Annotated in this window: 12 protein-coding genes; 10 read left to right on the top strand and 2 right to left on the bottom strand. The window is 69.1% G+C overall.

Going from position 1 to position 12,743, the window contains the following annotated elements; genetic code table 11:
- The first annotated feature begins 97 nt into the window (after positions 1-97).
- Together OPU67_RS12605 and OPU67_RS12600 are read left to right on the top strand one after the other, a co-directional pair.
- Positions 98-631: a PH domain-containing protein gene (locus OPU67_RS12605; RefSeq protein ID WP_267620106.1), complete on the top strand. Its 534-nt coding sequence runs from the start codon at positions 98-100 to the stop codon at positions 629-631.
- A 10-nt stretch (positions 632-641) separates the two neighbouring features.
- Entirely contained in the window at positions 642-2,213 is a 1,572-nt protein-coding gene (locus OPU67_RS12600) for a PH domain-containing protein (protein WP_267620103.1), read from the top strand.
- Here the strand turns inward: OPU67_RS12600 and OPU67_RS12595 are convergent.
- Positions 2,159-2,476, bottom strand: coding sequence for a GNAT family N-acetyltransferase (locus OPU67_RS12595; RefSeq protein WP_267620102.1), 318 nt, complete (start codon positions 2,474-2,476; stop codon positions 2,159-2,161). The two genes, OPU67_RS12600 and OPU67_RS12595, sit on opposite strands and share 55 nt — an antisense overlap.
- A gap of 52 nt (positions 2,477-2,528) precedes the next feature.
- Between OPU67_RS12595 and OPU67_RS12590 the strand changes: the two genes are divergently transcribed.
- Both OPU67_RS12590 and OPU67_RS12585 read left to right on the top strand, forming a co-directional pair.
- Complete coding sequence (locus OPU67_RS12590) at positions 2,529-3,548, top strand: threonine aldolase family protein (protein ID WP_267620100.1); 1,020 nt, start codon at positions 2,529-2,531, stop codon at positions 3,546-3,548.
- A 20-nt stretch (positions 3,549-3,568) separates the two neighbouring features.
- Entirely contained in the window at positions 3,569-4,492 is a 924-nt protein-coding gene (locus OPU67_RS12585) for a DMT family transporter (protein ID WP_267620098.1), read from the top strand.
- A gap of 47 nt (positions 4,493-4,539) precedes the next feature.
- On the opposite strand, the gene OPU67_RS12580 is transcribed toward OPU67_RS12585, so the two are convergent.
- A complete protein-coding gene (locus tag OPU67_RS12580) occupies positions 4,540-5,379 on the bottom strand; it encodes an SDR family NAD(P)-dependent oxidoreductase (RefSeq protein WP_267620096.1) in 840 nt (279 codons plus the stop codon).
- A 137-nt stretch (positions 5,380-5,516) separates the two neighbouring features.
- On the opposite strand from OPU67_RS12580, the gene pepN reads away from it, so the two are divergent.
- The 6 genes from pepN to OPU67_RS12550 all read left to right on the top strand — a co-directional run bounded on the left by pepN (position 5,517) and on the right by OPU67_RS12550 (position 12,694).
- Positions 5,517-8,177, top strand: coding sequence for an aminopeptidase N (gene pepN, locus OPU67_RS12575; RefSeq protein WP_267620094.1), 2,661 nt, complete (start codon positions 5,517-5,519; stop codon positions 8,175-8,177).
- A gap of 1 nt (position 8,178) precedes the next feature.
- The gene (gene pgeF / locus OPU67_RS12570; protein ID WP_267620093.1) at positions 8,179-8,931 is read left to right on the top strand and encodes a peptidoglycan editing factor PgeF; all 753 of its coding nucleotides are present in this window, start codon (positions 8,179-8,181) and stop codon (positions 8,929-8,931) included.
- 225 nt (positions 8,932-9,156) lie between these two features.
- Positions 9,157-9,720, top strand: coding sequence for a ubiquinol-cytochrome c reductase iron-sulfur subunit (gene petA, locus OPU67_RS12565; protein WP_267620091.1), 564 nt, complete (start codon positions 9,157-9,159; stop codon positions 9,718-9,720).
- A 66-nt stretch (positions 9,721-9,786) separates the two neighbouring features.
- Positions 9,787-11,163, top strand: coding sequence for a cytochrome b (locus OPU67_RS12560; RefSeq protein ID WP_267620089.1), 1,377 nt, complete (start codon positions 9,787-9,789; stop codon positions 11,161-11,163).
- Between the two features lie 57 nt (positions 11,164-11,220).
- A complete protein-coding gene (locus tag OPU67_RS12555; protein ID WP_267620087.1) occupies positions 11,221-12,051 on the top strand; it encodes a cytochrome c1 in 831 nt (276 codons plus the stop codon).
- 91 nt (positions 12,052-12,142) lie between these two features.
- Positions 12,143-12,694 carry an adenine phosphoribosyltransferase gene (locus OPU67_RS12550; RefSeq protein ID WP_267620085.1) on the top strand — a complete coding sequence of 184 codons (552 nt, stop codon included), beginning with the start codon at positions 12,143-12,145 and terminating at the stop codon, positions 12,692-12,694.
- Positions 12,695-12,743: the final 49 nt, after the last annotated feature.

Below are 12,743 nucleotides of genomic sequence, written 5' to 3'. Positions count from 1 at the left end.
TCATCGGCCCGACTGGGGTGACAGATGTCCGCGCGCGGGGGCGATCCGCGTGCGAAACCGCTTGCGCGCGGGCGCTGTATTGCGCCACTAAGGCACCATGGAGACAGCCCCCGCTTCCGCCCTATCTGCCCAGCCGCTCGCCGATGCCGACGACGACGGGGAAGGCACGCTGACCAAGCTCCACCCCAATTATGCGCACGCGCTGCGGGTGCGCACCACGCTGATGGCGGTCCCCTTCCTGATCGGCGCGCTGGTGCTCGAACTGGTGGTGCGCGACGAGGGCGTCATTGCGCAGGGGATCATCGCCGGCCCGGTGCTGCTGATCGCGATCCTGCTGATCCTGCGCATCCCCGCCCGGCGCTACGGCGCGCGCGGCTATCAGATGAGCGCCGACCGGCTGCGGGTGGTGCGCGGTATCCTGTTCCGCTCCGACACCGTGGTGCCCTTCGGCCGGGTCCAGCACATCGACGTCGACCAGGGTCCGCTCGAGCGGTTCTTCGGGATCGCCACGCTGACCCTGCACACCGCAGGCAACCACAATGCCAGCGTTGCGCTCCCCGGCCTCGGCGAGGATCTGGCACGCGAGATGCGCGAGACGATCCGCGCGCACATCCGCCGCGAGACCCTGTGAGGGCGGTCCGGTGAGCGAGCCGCAGCGCACCGCGCCGGTCAGCGTCGTGCTCGGCGCGCTGGCCTCGGTGCAGAGCGCCGTCATCGGCGCGCTGGCGATCGGCTTTTCCGGCATCGGCGGGAGCGGGCGCATCTGGATCGCGCTCGGCACCCTCGTCGCGGCCACGGTGATCGGCGCGGGCGTGGCCTACGTGAAGTGGCGCAGGCTCACCTATACCATCGGCGAGGCCGACATCCGCGTCGAGAGCGGCATCCTCAGCCGCGCGGCGCGTTCCATCCCCTACGAGCGCATCCAGGACGTGAGCCTCGAGGCCAAGCCGCTGCCGCGGCTGTTCGGGCTCGTCGCGGTCAAGTTCGAGACCGGGGCGGGCGGGGGCGAGGATCTCGCGCTCGAATACCTCACCACGAAGCAGGGCGAGGCGCTGCGCCGCCTGGTCCGCGAGCGCCGCGACGACACCAGCGAGACGGCGCCCGGCCTCGCCGCACCGGCCGCCGCGAGGCCCGAGGACGAGGATGGCGAGGTGCTCTACGCCCTCACCCCGCGCCGGCTGCTCACCTTCGGCCTCTTCGAGTTCTCGCTGGCGGTCTTCGCGGTGCTCGGCGGCCTTCTGCAATATGTCGACAACATCTCTTCGGTCGACATCTGGGACGTCGACCTGTGGCGCCGATGGCTGGCCGAGCAGGGTGAGACCGTCGCGACTATCGGCCCGATGGCGCAGGCATTGGGGGCACTCGCGGGACTGGTCGGCCTCGTCTTGATCGGGGTGGTGACAGGCGTCGCTCGCACGTTCCTTCGCGATTGGGGCTTCACCCTGACCCGCTCGCCGCGCGGGTTCCGCCGCCAGCGCGGCCTCCTCACCCGCACAGACGTGGTGATGCCGGCGCACCGTGTGCAGGGGCTGGTGATCGGCACCGGCATCCTGCGCCACCGCTTCGGGTGGCATTCGCTGAGCTTCGTCAGCCTTGCGCAGGACTCCGAGAACGAAAGCCACGTGGTCGCACCCTTCGCCAGGATGGATGAGATCGCCCGGATCGCGGGCGCGGCGGGCTTTTGCCTGCCCGACGCCGCGACCCGCTGGCAGCGGGCGAGCAAGCGCCACCGCACCGACCTTGCCGTGCGCGATGCTGCGGCCTTCGTCCTCCTCGCCATTCCCGCGGCGATCTTCGCGCCCCTCGGCCTGTTCCTGATCCCGCTCGGCGCGGCGGTGATCGCGGTGGGGGTGAACCTCTACGCCTGGGAGTTCCGGCGCCATGCGATCGACGCCGCGCACGTCTATGCCAGCCACGGCTATCTCTCGCCCCGCCAAGAGGTCGCAACGCGGCTGAAGCTGCATTCGGTGGAGATCGCGCAGGGGCCGCTTGCCCGGTGGCGCGGCTATGCGACCGTGCATCTGGGGCTCGCCGGCGGCACCTTCGCGATGCACGGCGTGCCGCTTCCCGAGGCGCGCGCGCTGCGCCGGGCGGTCATCGAGACCATCGCGGCGACCGATTACTCGCGGCTCGACGCGCCGCTGACCGACGAGCGCGATCAGGCCTTGAGCGCGGCCCAGCCGGGGTTGTCGGCGAACCGCTTGGCGACGTAGGAGCAATCGGGGCGGATCAGGAAGTCCTGGCGCCCGGCATCCTCGACCAGCCGCGCGACCAGCGCAGCCGCCACCCCGCGCCCGCCGATTTCGCGCGGCACGATGGTGTGCGCGGCGATCCGCACCTCCTTGCCGTGGCGCTCGCCGCCCGCTTCCCACTCGAGGTAGCCCTGCTCGACCTCGCCCTCGAGCGCGGCGACATAGCGCCCCCCGGTTCCCTGAACGTGATGGGTGATTGTCACCTTTGCGCTTTCGTCGCCCATGATCGTCTGCTCCCGCTTGTCAGGTCCGAATGTGCGGCTAGAGGCGTGCCCCATGACCGTGCTCAAGCCCTTCCTGTCCGACAACGCCGCCGCCGTCCACCCCAAGCTGTGGGAGGCGATGCGCGCGGCGGACGAGTCGGACAGCCCTTACGACGGGGACCGGCTCTCGGCCGAGCTCGACGCGCGCTTCTCCGCGCTATTCGGGCGGGAGTGCGCAGGCCTGTGGGTGGCGACGGGGACGGCGGCGAACTGCCTTGCGCTGGGCACGCTGGTCCAGCCCCACGGCGGCGTGGTCTGTCACCGCGAGGCGCATATCGAGGTGGACGAGGGCGGGGCGCCCGGCTTCTTCCTCCACGGCGCGAAGCTGATGCTGGCCGACGGCGAGGGTGCGAAGCTGACGCCGGAAGGCATCGCCGCGCTGGTGGACCCGATCCGCAACGACGTCCACCAGGTCCAGCCCCACGCCATCGCGATCACGCAGGCTTCGGAATATGGCCGGACCTATACCCCGGAGGAACTGGCGGCGCTCGGGGCCTTTGGGAAGGAACGCGGGCTTGGCCTGCATATGGACGGGGCGCGCTTCGCCAACGCTGCGGCTTTCCTAGGCGGCAGCGCGCAAGAGGCCGCGCGCGCGGCGAGCGGGGCGGTCGACAGCCTCGCCTTCGGCTTCATCAAGAACGGCGGGATGGGCGCAGAGGCGGTGATCCTCTTCGACCCCGAGGCCGCCACGCAGGTCCGCTACCGCCGCAAGCGCGCTGGGCACCTCCAGTGCAAGGGTCGCTACCTCGCCGCGCAGATCCTCGCGATGCTGGACGGCGACCTGTGGCTCGCCAACGCGCGCGCCGCCAATGCCGCCGCGCAGGAGGTGGCGGCCGGATGCGGTGCGCGCCTGATGCACCCGGTCGAGGCGAACGAGCTGTTCGTCCGCCTCAGCCCCGCCGAACGCGAGGGGCTCCGCGCGCAGGGCTTTGCCTTCTACGACTGGGGCACGGACTCCGCCCGCTTCGTCACCGCATGGAACACCCGGGCCGAGGATGCCGCAGCGCTCGGCAAGGCGATCGCGGCGCTGTGAGCGGGTCGGGGGCGCCCTCCATGCTCAGCCCGAAGGTGCTGATCCCGTTCCTGACGACGGGGACGATCTGGGGATCGACATGGTTCGTCATCACCGGGCAGATCGCGGGGGTGCCTGCCGCGTGGGGGGTGTTCTTCCGCTTCATGCTGGCGACGCCCGCGATGTTCGCGCTGGCGATGCTGATGGGCAACCGTCTGCGCCTGAATCGGGCCGAGCATATTCTCGCCTTCCTCGTCGGCATCGCGCAGTTCTCGGGCAACTTCCTGTTTGTCTATCACGCCGAGAGCCACATCACCTCCGGCATCGTCGCGGTGATGTTCGCCCTCTTGATGGTGCCGAATGCCCTGTTCGCGCGGCTGGTGATCGGCGAGAAGGTGCAGGGCGGCTTTGTCGGCGGCAGCCTGGTGGCGATTGCGGGGGTGGCGCTGCTGCTGGTCCATGAATGGCGCGCCGCGCCGCTGGAAGGCGATGTCGGCCTAGGCATCGTGCTGGCGGTGGGCGGGATGCTCGCCGCCTCGATCGCCAACGTGGTGCAGGCCAACCCCACCGGCCGCGGCGTGCCGATGGTGAGCCTGCTCGCCTGGGCGATGCTCTACGGGACGGCCTTCGACTTCCTCTATGCGCTAGCGATGCACGGGCCGCCGGTTGTGCCGACCGCCTGGCAGTTCTGGGCCGGGACGGCCTATCTCGCGATCATCGGATCGGTCGTCACCTTCCCGCTGCACTACAACCTCGTGCGCGAGATCGGGGCGGGCAAGACCGCCTACAACGCGATCGTCACGGTGTGCGTGGCGATGCTGCTGTCGACCCTGTTCGAGGGGTTTCGCTGGGACGCGCTGTCGGCGAGCGGCATGGCGCTGGCGCTGCTGGGGATGGCCCTGGCGCTGAGGGCGCGGCGGGTGAAGGCGGTGCAGGTGCAGCAGTCGGGCGCGCTGCGGCGGTGACGCATTGATCGGCCCGCAGGGCCGCAAGGGCGAACGCCCGTCGCGCCTTATGGCGCGGTAGCCAAGGGCGCGCACGCGCCCGCCGGCGCTTGAGGCGCAAACAAGGACTCGAGCCCCTCCACATAGGTCGGGTAGCGCGGCGCCCACCCCAGGACCCGCTTGGCCTTGCCGGTGGCAACGCGGCGGTTCTCCATGTAGAAGCCGCGCGCCATCTCCGAAAGGTTCGCCTGCTCGAGCGTCTCGAGCGGCGGCAGCGGCAGGCCGAGCAAGCGGCAGGCGTGCTCGGTGACGGTATTGCCGCTGCACGGCAGATCGTCGCCGAGGTTGTAGGCTCCCTCCGGCGCGCCTTGCGTGAGCGCCGCGATCACCCCGCTGGCGATATCCTCGACATGGACGCGGCTGAACACCTGCCCGGGCAAGTCGATGCGCCGCGCCTTGCCTTCCCGGACGCGGTCGAGCGCAGAGCGGCCCGGGCCATAGATGCCGGGAAGTCGGAACACCCGCGCGCCGCGATTCAGCCAGGCAAGGTCCGCCTCCGCGCGGGCGTTGCGGCGGCCCTCTCCGCCCTGCGCGACCGTCGGCGTCGCTTCGTCCACCCATGCGCCCGCACGGTCGCCATAGACGCCGGTCGAGGACAGATAGAACAGCGCCTTGCCCGCAAGGGCATCCCCGTAGGCTTCCAGCACCGGATCGCCGCTGTCGCGGTCCGGTGGCACGGAGGAAAGGATGTGCGTCGCCTCGCCGATCGCGGCCAGCACGGCGGCGCGGTCCGCGAAGGCGATGTCGCCCGCGCTGCCCGTCGCGCGCAACCGCCACCCGCGCGCGCGCAAATCGGCGGCGATGCGCGATGCGGTGTAGCCGAGGCCGAAGATCAGGAGGCTCGCCATGCTTGCACCTTGCCGTTCGCCTCGAGCGAAGTCGAGAGGCCCGGACACAGTGTCTCGACTTCGCTCGACACGAACGGAGGTGGTTGCGGCGCATTCAGGCTCGACGCGGCTCGACACCAAGGGGTAGAGAGGAGGCCATGGACATCGCCACCACCCCCACCACCCCCGAAGGCAACCCCGAACTCGCCGACGCCGCGCCCACCCCGCACGAGCCGCCGGTGATCCGGCGCGAGGATTACCGGCCCTTCCCCTGGGCCGTGCCGACGACGCGGCTCGATTTCCGGCTGGGGCTGGAGGCCACCCGCGTCACCGCCACCCTGAGCGTGGAGCGTAACCCTGCCGCCGATGCCTCCCCGGAATTGCGCCTCAACGGCGACAGCCTCACCGCCGAGAGCGTCGTGGTGGACGGTGTCCCTGCCGAGTGGCGGATGGACGGGCCCGACCTCGTCCTGACGCTGCCCGGCGAGAAGCACGTCGTGGAGGTCGTCACCCAGATCGATCCCTCCGCCAACACCCAGCTGATGGGCCTCTACGCCTCGAACGGGATGCTCTGCACCCAGTGCGAGAGCGAGGGTTTTCGGAGGATCGCCTTTTTCCCGGACCGGCCGGACGTGCTCTCGACCTACGCGGTGCGGATGGAAGGCGACAAGGCGGCCTTCCCGATCCTGCTGTGCAACGGCAACCGCACCGGCGAGGGCGACAACCCCGACGGCACCCACTGGGCCGAATGGCACGATCCCTGGCCCAAACCCTCCTACCTCTTCGCGCTGGTCGCGGGCGACCTGTTGGCGAACAGCAAGCCTTTCACCACCCGCTCGGGCCGGGTGGTCCAGTGCAACGTGTGGGTGCGCGCGGAAGACCTCGCACGCACCGATCATGCGCTCGAATCGCTCCACCGCTCGATGGCGTGGGACGAGCAGGTGTTCGGCCGCGAATACGACCTCGATCTCTACAACATCGTCGCCGTCTCCGACTTCAACATGGGGGCGATGGAGAACAAGGGCCTCAACGTCTTCAACACCAAATACGTGCTCGCCGACGCCGACACCGCAACCGATGCGGACTTTGACGCCGTGGAAGGCGTGATCGCGCACGAATACTTCCACAACTGGTCAGGCAACCGCGTGACCTGCCGCGACTGGTTCCAGCTCAGCCTCAAGGAAGGCTTCACCGTTCTGCGCGACCAGCTCTTCTCGCAGGACATGCGGGGCGAGGCGGTCAAGCGGATCGAGGACGTGCGCATCCTGCGCGCCGCCCAGTTCCCCGAGGATGCCGGGCCGCTCGCCCACCCGATCCGCCCGGATTCCTACCGCGAGATCAGCAACTTCTACACCGCGACCGTCTACAACAAGGGCGCCGAGGTGATCCGCATGATGCGCAGCCTGGTGGGCGAGGCGCGCTTCCGGGCGGGCACCGACCTCTATTTCGACCGCCATGACGGCGAGGCCGCGACCTGCGAGGATTTCGTGAGGGCGATCGAGGACGGGGCCGGGATCGACCTCACCCGCTTCCGTCGCTGGTACGCGCAGGCCGGCACGCCGCGCGTCGCGGTGCGCCAGGCGGTGGAGGGCGACACGCTGGGGCTTACCCTCAGGCAGACCGTCCCTCCGACCCCCGGCCAGCCCGACAAGCTGCCGATGCCGATACCGCTGAGGATCGCGGTGCATTCCCGCAGCGGCGCGCTGGGTGCGGAGCAGCTGGTGGTGCTCGAGCAGGAGGAGCAGACCTTCGACCTGCCGCTGGCCGGCCCCGACCCGGTGGTCTCGATCAACCGCGGCTTCACCGCTCCGGTGGTGATCGAGCGCGATCTGGCGCGCGAGGACCTCGTCTTCCTCGCCGCGCATGACGACGATCCCTTCGCCCGTTCGGAGGCGCTCCAGGAGCTTGCCGTCGGGCACCTCGTGGGCGCCGCCGCCGGGACCCTGTCGGCGGACGCCGAGGCTGCGGGCGAGGCGGCGATCATCGCCGCGTTCCGTTCGAGCCTTGCCGACGACGCGCTCGACGATGCGATGCGGGGCGAGCTGATGGTGCTGCCTTCCGAGACCTACCTCTTCGAGGCCATGGCGACCGGCGACCGGCTCGCCGACCCGGGCGCGATCCATGCCGCGCGCGAGGGGCTGAAGGCGAGGATCGGCACCGCGCTGGCGGGCGAGCTCGATGCGCTCCATGCGCGGGCATCGGGCGTGGCGCTGGCCGATCCGGCCGGGCGCGGGGCGCGCAAGGTCAAGACCATCGCCTTGGGCCTCATTGCGGCGGCCGATCCGGCGCGGGCGGCAGCGCTGGCGGCGGCGCAGTACGACGCCGCCGACAACATGACCGACCGGCAGGGCGCGTTGATGGTGCTGTGCGGCCTCGATCATCCCGCGCGCGAGGAGCGGCTCGCCGCCTTCTACGAGCGCTACCGGGATAATGCGCTGGTGATCGACAAGTGGTTCACCTTGCAGGCGCTGTCGCTCCACCCCGACGTCATCGCCCATGTTCGCAAGCTCGCCGAGCATCCGGATTTCACGATGAAGAACCCCAACCGCGTGCGTTCGCTGCACATGGCCTTCGCGGGCAATCCCAAGGGCTTCCACAAGGCGGACGGGGAGGGCTACCGGATGGTCGCGGATGTCATCCTCGCGCTGGACCCCATCAACCCGCAGACTGCGGCGCGTTTCGTGCCCTCGCTCGGGCGCTGGCGGCGGATCGAGCCGGGGCGGGCGGCGCTGATGAAGGCGGAGCTGGAGCGGATCCTGGCGAGCGGCAAGCTGTCGCGCGACACCTTCGAACAGGTCAGCCGATCGCTGGAGGGCTGAGGTGGCCGACTTCCAGGTCGAGACCCATCCGCTGCTCGAAGGCGTGCGGCACGGCTTCTTCGGCAGCAACGGCGGCGCGCACCAGTTCGGCTTCGGCGGGCCGGGCGACGGCGCGCAGGTGCGCGCCCTCAGGGCGGCGGCGGCCGGAGCGATTCGGCCCGGCGGTGTTCTCGCCGCGCCGCATCAGGTGCATTCGCCGGACGTGGTCACGGTCGGCGAGACATGGGACGATGCCGCCGACGGCCGCCCCGTTGGCGATGCGGTGGTGACCGCGGCGCCGGGAATCGTGCTCGGCATCGTCACCGCCGATTGTGCACCCGTCCTCTTCGCCGATGCCGAGGCAGGCGTGGTCGGGGCGGCCCACGCCGGGTGGCGCGGGGCGGTGGAGGGCGTGCTGGAGAACACCCTTGCCGCGATGGAGGCGCTCGGCGCGCGGCGGGCGCGCATCGCTGCCGTGCTCGGCCCGACGATCGCCCAGGCGAGCTACGAGGTCGACCCGGCGTTCCGCGCCCGCTTTCCCGACGGCGCCGCGCGCTTCTTCGCGCCCGCCCCCGAACGTGAAGGGATCGCCCGCTGGCACTTCGATCTGCCGGGGTTTATTGTTGCGCGGCTGGCGGACGCGGGGCTTAGCAAAATTGCGGATATCGGCCGGGATACATTCTCTCACATCGCGCGTTACCACTCGCATCGACGCGCCAGTCAGGCGGGCGAGGCGAATTATGGGCGGCAGATCAGCATGATCGCGCTTCCGTGAGAGAGCCTTGCACGCGGGCGAACGCGGCTTGACGAAAACGATGTTGGATTTTCGCTCGATTGTCGTTAATTGCCCCCCAAGTTTCGGGCCAAGCGCGCCGCAGCGGCGCTGAATGGACCGGAGCGGGGATCAATCGACGGATCGGACCGGGGCCCGGCCCCGCCACGGGAACACACGCCGCGCGGGCTTTTTTCCGCCGCGGCAAAACGAGCAGGGTAAGACGAAATGGCTACTGAACCGGCCGCCACGACCGACCTCACCAACGATGACGGCGTGCGTCGCCGCGACTGGATCCACATTGCCGCGCTGAGCACCGCTGGCGTCGGCGCGGCATCGGTGCTGCTGCCGCTGATCAGCCAGATGTCGCCGTCCGCCGATGTGCTCGCGGCGAGCTCGACCGACATCGACGTGAGCGCGATCCAGCCCGGCCAGGCGATCAAGGCCTCGTTCCGCAAGCAGCCGCTGTTCGTGCGCCGCCTGACCCCGGCCGAGGTTGAGGAGGCCAACAAGGTCGACGTCGCCTCGCTGCGTGACCCCCAGACCCTCGCCGACCGCACCAAGCCGGGCCACGAGGATATGCTGATCACAATGGGCGTGTGCACCCACCTCGGCTGCGTGCCGCTGGGCGCGGCCGAAGGCGAGAGCAAGGGTGATTTCGGCGGCTATTTCTGTCCGTGCCACGGTTCCCACTACGACACCGCCGCGCGCATCCGCAAAGGTCCGGCGCCCAAGAACCTCGTCGTGCCGGATTACGAATTTAAGTCCGATACCGTCGTCCGCGTGGGTTGAGCTTGCGTAGCTAGCCAATAACAACAACCGACCGACCTTCCACATCGATCAAGCCGAGAGAACGCCATGAGTTTCGCCTGGGCCAAGCAATACGAACCGCAAACCGCTGTTACCAAGTGGCTTGACGAGAAATTGCCGCTTCCGCGGCTCGTCTACAACGCGGTGGGCGCCGGCTATCCGGTGCCGCGCAACCTCAACTATATGTGGAATTTCGGCGTGCTCGCCGGCTTCTTCCTGGTGGTGCAGATCGTCACCGGGGTGGTGCTGGCGATGCACTACGCGGCCAACGGCCTCGTTGCCTTCGCCACGGTCGAGCACATCATGCGCGACGTGAACTACGGCTGGATGCTGCGCTACGCCCACGCCAACGGGGCGAGCTTCTTCTTCATCGTCATCTACATGCACATCTTCCGCGGGTTCTTCTACTCGTCGTACAAGGCCCCGCGCGAGATGATCTGGCTGCTGGGCGTGGTGATCTTCCTCCTCATGATGGCGACCGCCTTCATGGGCTACGTGCTGCCGTGGGGCCAGATGAGCTTCTGGGGCGCGCAGGTCATCACCGGCCTGTTCTCGGCAATCCCGCTGGTTGGCGAGCCGCTGCAGGTGTGGCTGCTGGGCGGCTTCGCGCCGGACAACGCCGCGCTGAACCGCTTCTTCTCGCTGCACTTCCTGCTGCCCTTCGTGATCGCGGGCGTCGTGATCCTGCACATCTGGGCGCTGCACATCCCCGGCTCGTCGAACCCGACCGGCGTGGAAGTGAAGCAGGAATCGGACACCGTGCCGTTCCACCCCTACTACACGGCGAAGGACGGCTTCGGCCTCGGCGTGGTCCTGATCCTGTTCATGACCATGGTGTTCTTCCTGCCGAACGCGCTGGGCCACCCGGACAACTACATCGAGGCGAACCCGCTCTCGACGCCTGCGCACATCGTGCCCGAATGGTACTTCTGGCCGTTCTACGCGATCCTGCGCGCCTTCACCGGCGACCTCACGATCCCCTTCACCGGCATCACCCTGATCCCGGCGAAGCTGCTCGGCGTGATCGCGATGTTCGGCTCGATCCTCTTGTGGTTCATCCTCCCCTGGCTCGACAAGAGCCCGGTGCGTTCGGGTCACTACCGCCCGCTGTTCCGCAAGTTCTTCTGGTTCGGCCTGATCCCGTGCATGATCGCGCTGTTCATCTGCGGCGGCGCCCCGGCGGAAGAGCCCTACGTGATCATCAGCCAGATCGCGACGGCCTACTACTTCCTCCACTTCCTGGTGATCCTGCCGATCGTCAGCCAGATCGAAGTGCCCAAGCCCCTGCCCTTCTCGATCACCGACGCGGTGCTCGGCGGCGACAAGCCGGGCAGCACCTCGGGCGGCGGCGCGATCCCTCCCGAAAGCGTTGTCGAGGGCCTGCCCGGCACCGCCACCGACGGCTCGCTGCAACCGGCCGAGTGATCGGCCAGCCCCGCAGCCCTCACGCAATCTGAACCGACAACGAGAAAGAGTTCGGACATGACCATTCGTCTCGGCGGCATCATCGCAGGCCTCGGCATCACCCTGGTGCTGCTGTTCTGGTCGCTCCTGCCCGGTGCCTACAACCTCGCCTTCGGCCCCAAGCCGGAACAGCAGCCGTCCTATGCCTTCTACGAGCATGGCCACGGCCCCAAGGGCGGCTTTTCCTTCGACGGTCCGTTCGGCCGCTGGGACTATGCCCAGCTGCAGCGCGGCTACCAGGTCTACAAGGAAGTCTGCGCGGGCTGCCACAGCCTGAAGTTCGTCGCCTTCCGCAACCTCCAGCAGCTCGGCTATACCGAGAACGAGGTCGCGGCCGAAGCGGCGACCTGGACGATCCCGAGCATCGATCCGACCACCGGCGACAAGGTCGAAAACCCCGGCAAGCCGACCGATGCCTTCCCGCCGGTGTACTATGCCGGCCAGGGCGTCCCGCCGGATCTCTCGCTCATCACCAAGGCGCGTCACGACGGGTCGAATTACGTCTATGACCTGATGCTGGGCTATGGCGAACCCGATCCGGCGAAGGCCGCCAAGGTCGGCTTCGAGGTGCCCGACGGGCTCTACTTCAACAAGCACTTCCCGAACGTGACGATCGCCATGCCGGCGCCGCTGAGCGACGGGCAGGTGACCTTCGCCGACGGTTCGCCCAACACCACCGCCGACATGGCGAAGGACGTCGCCGCGTTCCTGACCTGGACCGCCGAGCCTTCGCTGATCCAGCGCAAGCAGACCGGCTGGTTCGTGATCGGCTTCCTGCTGTTCGCCACCACGCTGGCCTTCCTCAGCTACAAGCAGATCTGGGCCGGGGTTAAGCCGAAGAAGCGCTAAGCGGCTCGGCCACCGACACAGCGGCGCCCCGTCATCCCTTGCGGATGGCGGGGCGCTCTGCTTTGAGGGGGCCGAAAGGGGCCTGCCCGTCATGACCGCACCATCGCTCTCGCCCGAGGACCTGAAGGCGCTCGTGCGCACCGTGCCGGATTTCCCTCACGCCGGCATCCAGTTCCGCGACATCACCACGCTGATCGGCCACCCGCAGGGCCTCGCCGCGAGCGTCGGCCACCTTGCACTGATGGCGGCAGCGGCGGGGGCGCAGAAGATCGCGGGGATGGAAGCGCGCGGCTTCATCTTCGGCGCGGCGGTCGCGGTGCAGCTCGGTGTCGGCTTCGTGCCCGTGCGCAAGCCCGGCAAGCTGCCGATCGTCACCATCGGCATCGACTACGCACTCGAATACGGCACCGACCGGCTCGAGATGGACCCGGGCGCGGTGAGCCCCGGCGAGAGGGTGGTGATCGTCGACGATCTCATCGCCACCGGCGGCACCGCGCTTGCCTCGGCGCAGCTGCTGCGCGAGGCGGGGGCCGAGGTGACCCATGCCCTCTTCATGATCGATCTGCCCGATCTCGGCGGCGCGCAGCGGCTGCGCGAGGCGGGCATCACGGTCGAGGCGCTGATGGACTTCGAGGGCGACTGACGCCCCATACGCCGCCCGGCGGGAACGCCGCCGCCCGCACCGGGTTGTC

It is taken from the genome of Erythrobacter sp. WG, from assembly GCF_026586795.1.
GTDB lineage: Bacteria > Pseudomonadota > Alphaproteobacteria > Sphingomonadales > Sphingomonadaceae > Erythrobacter.
The sequence above is the reverse complement of the archived record's forward strand: the minus strand, read 5'-3'. Positions and strand labels throughout refer to the sequence as shown.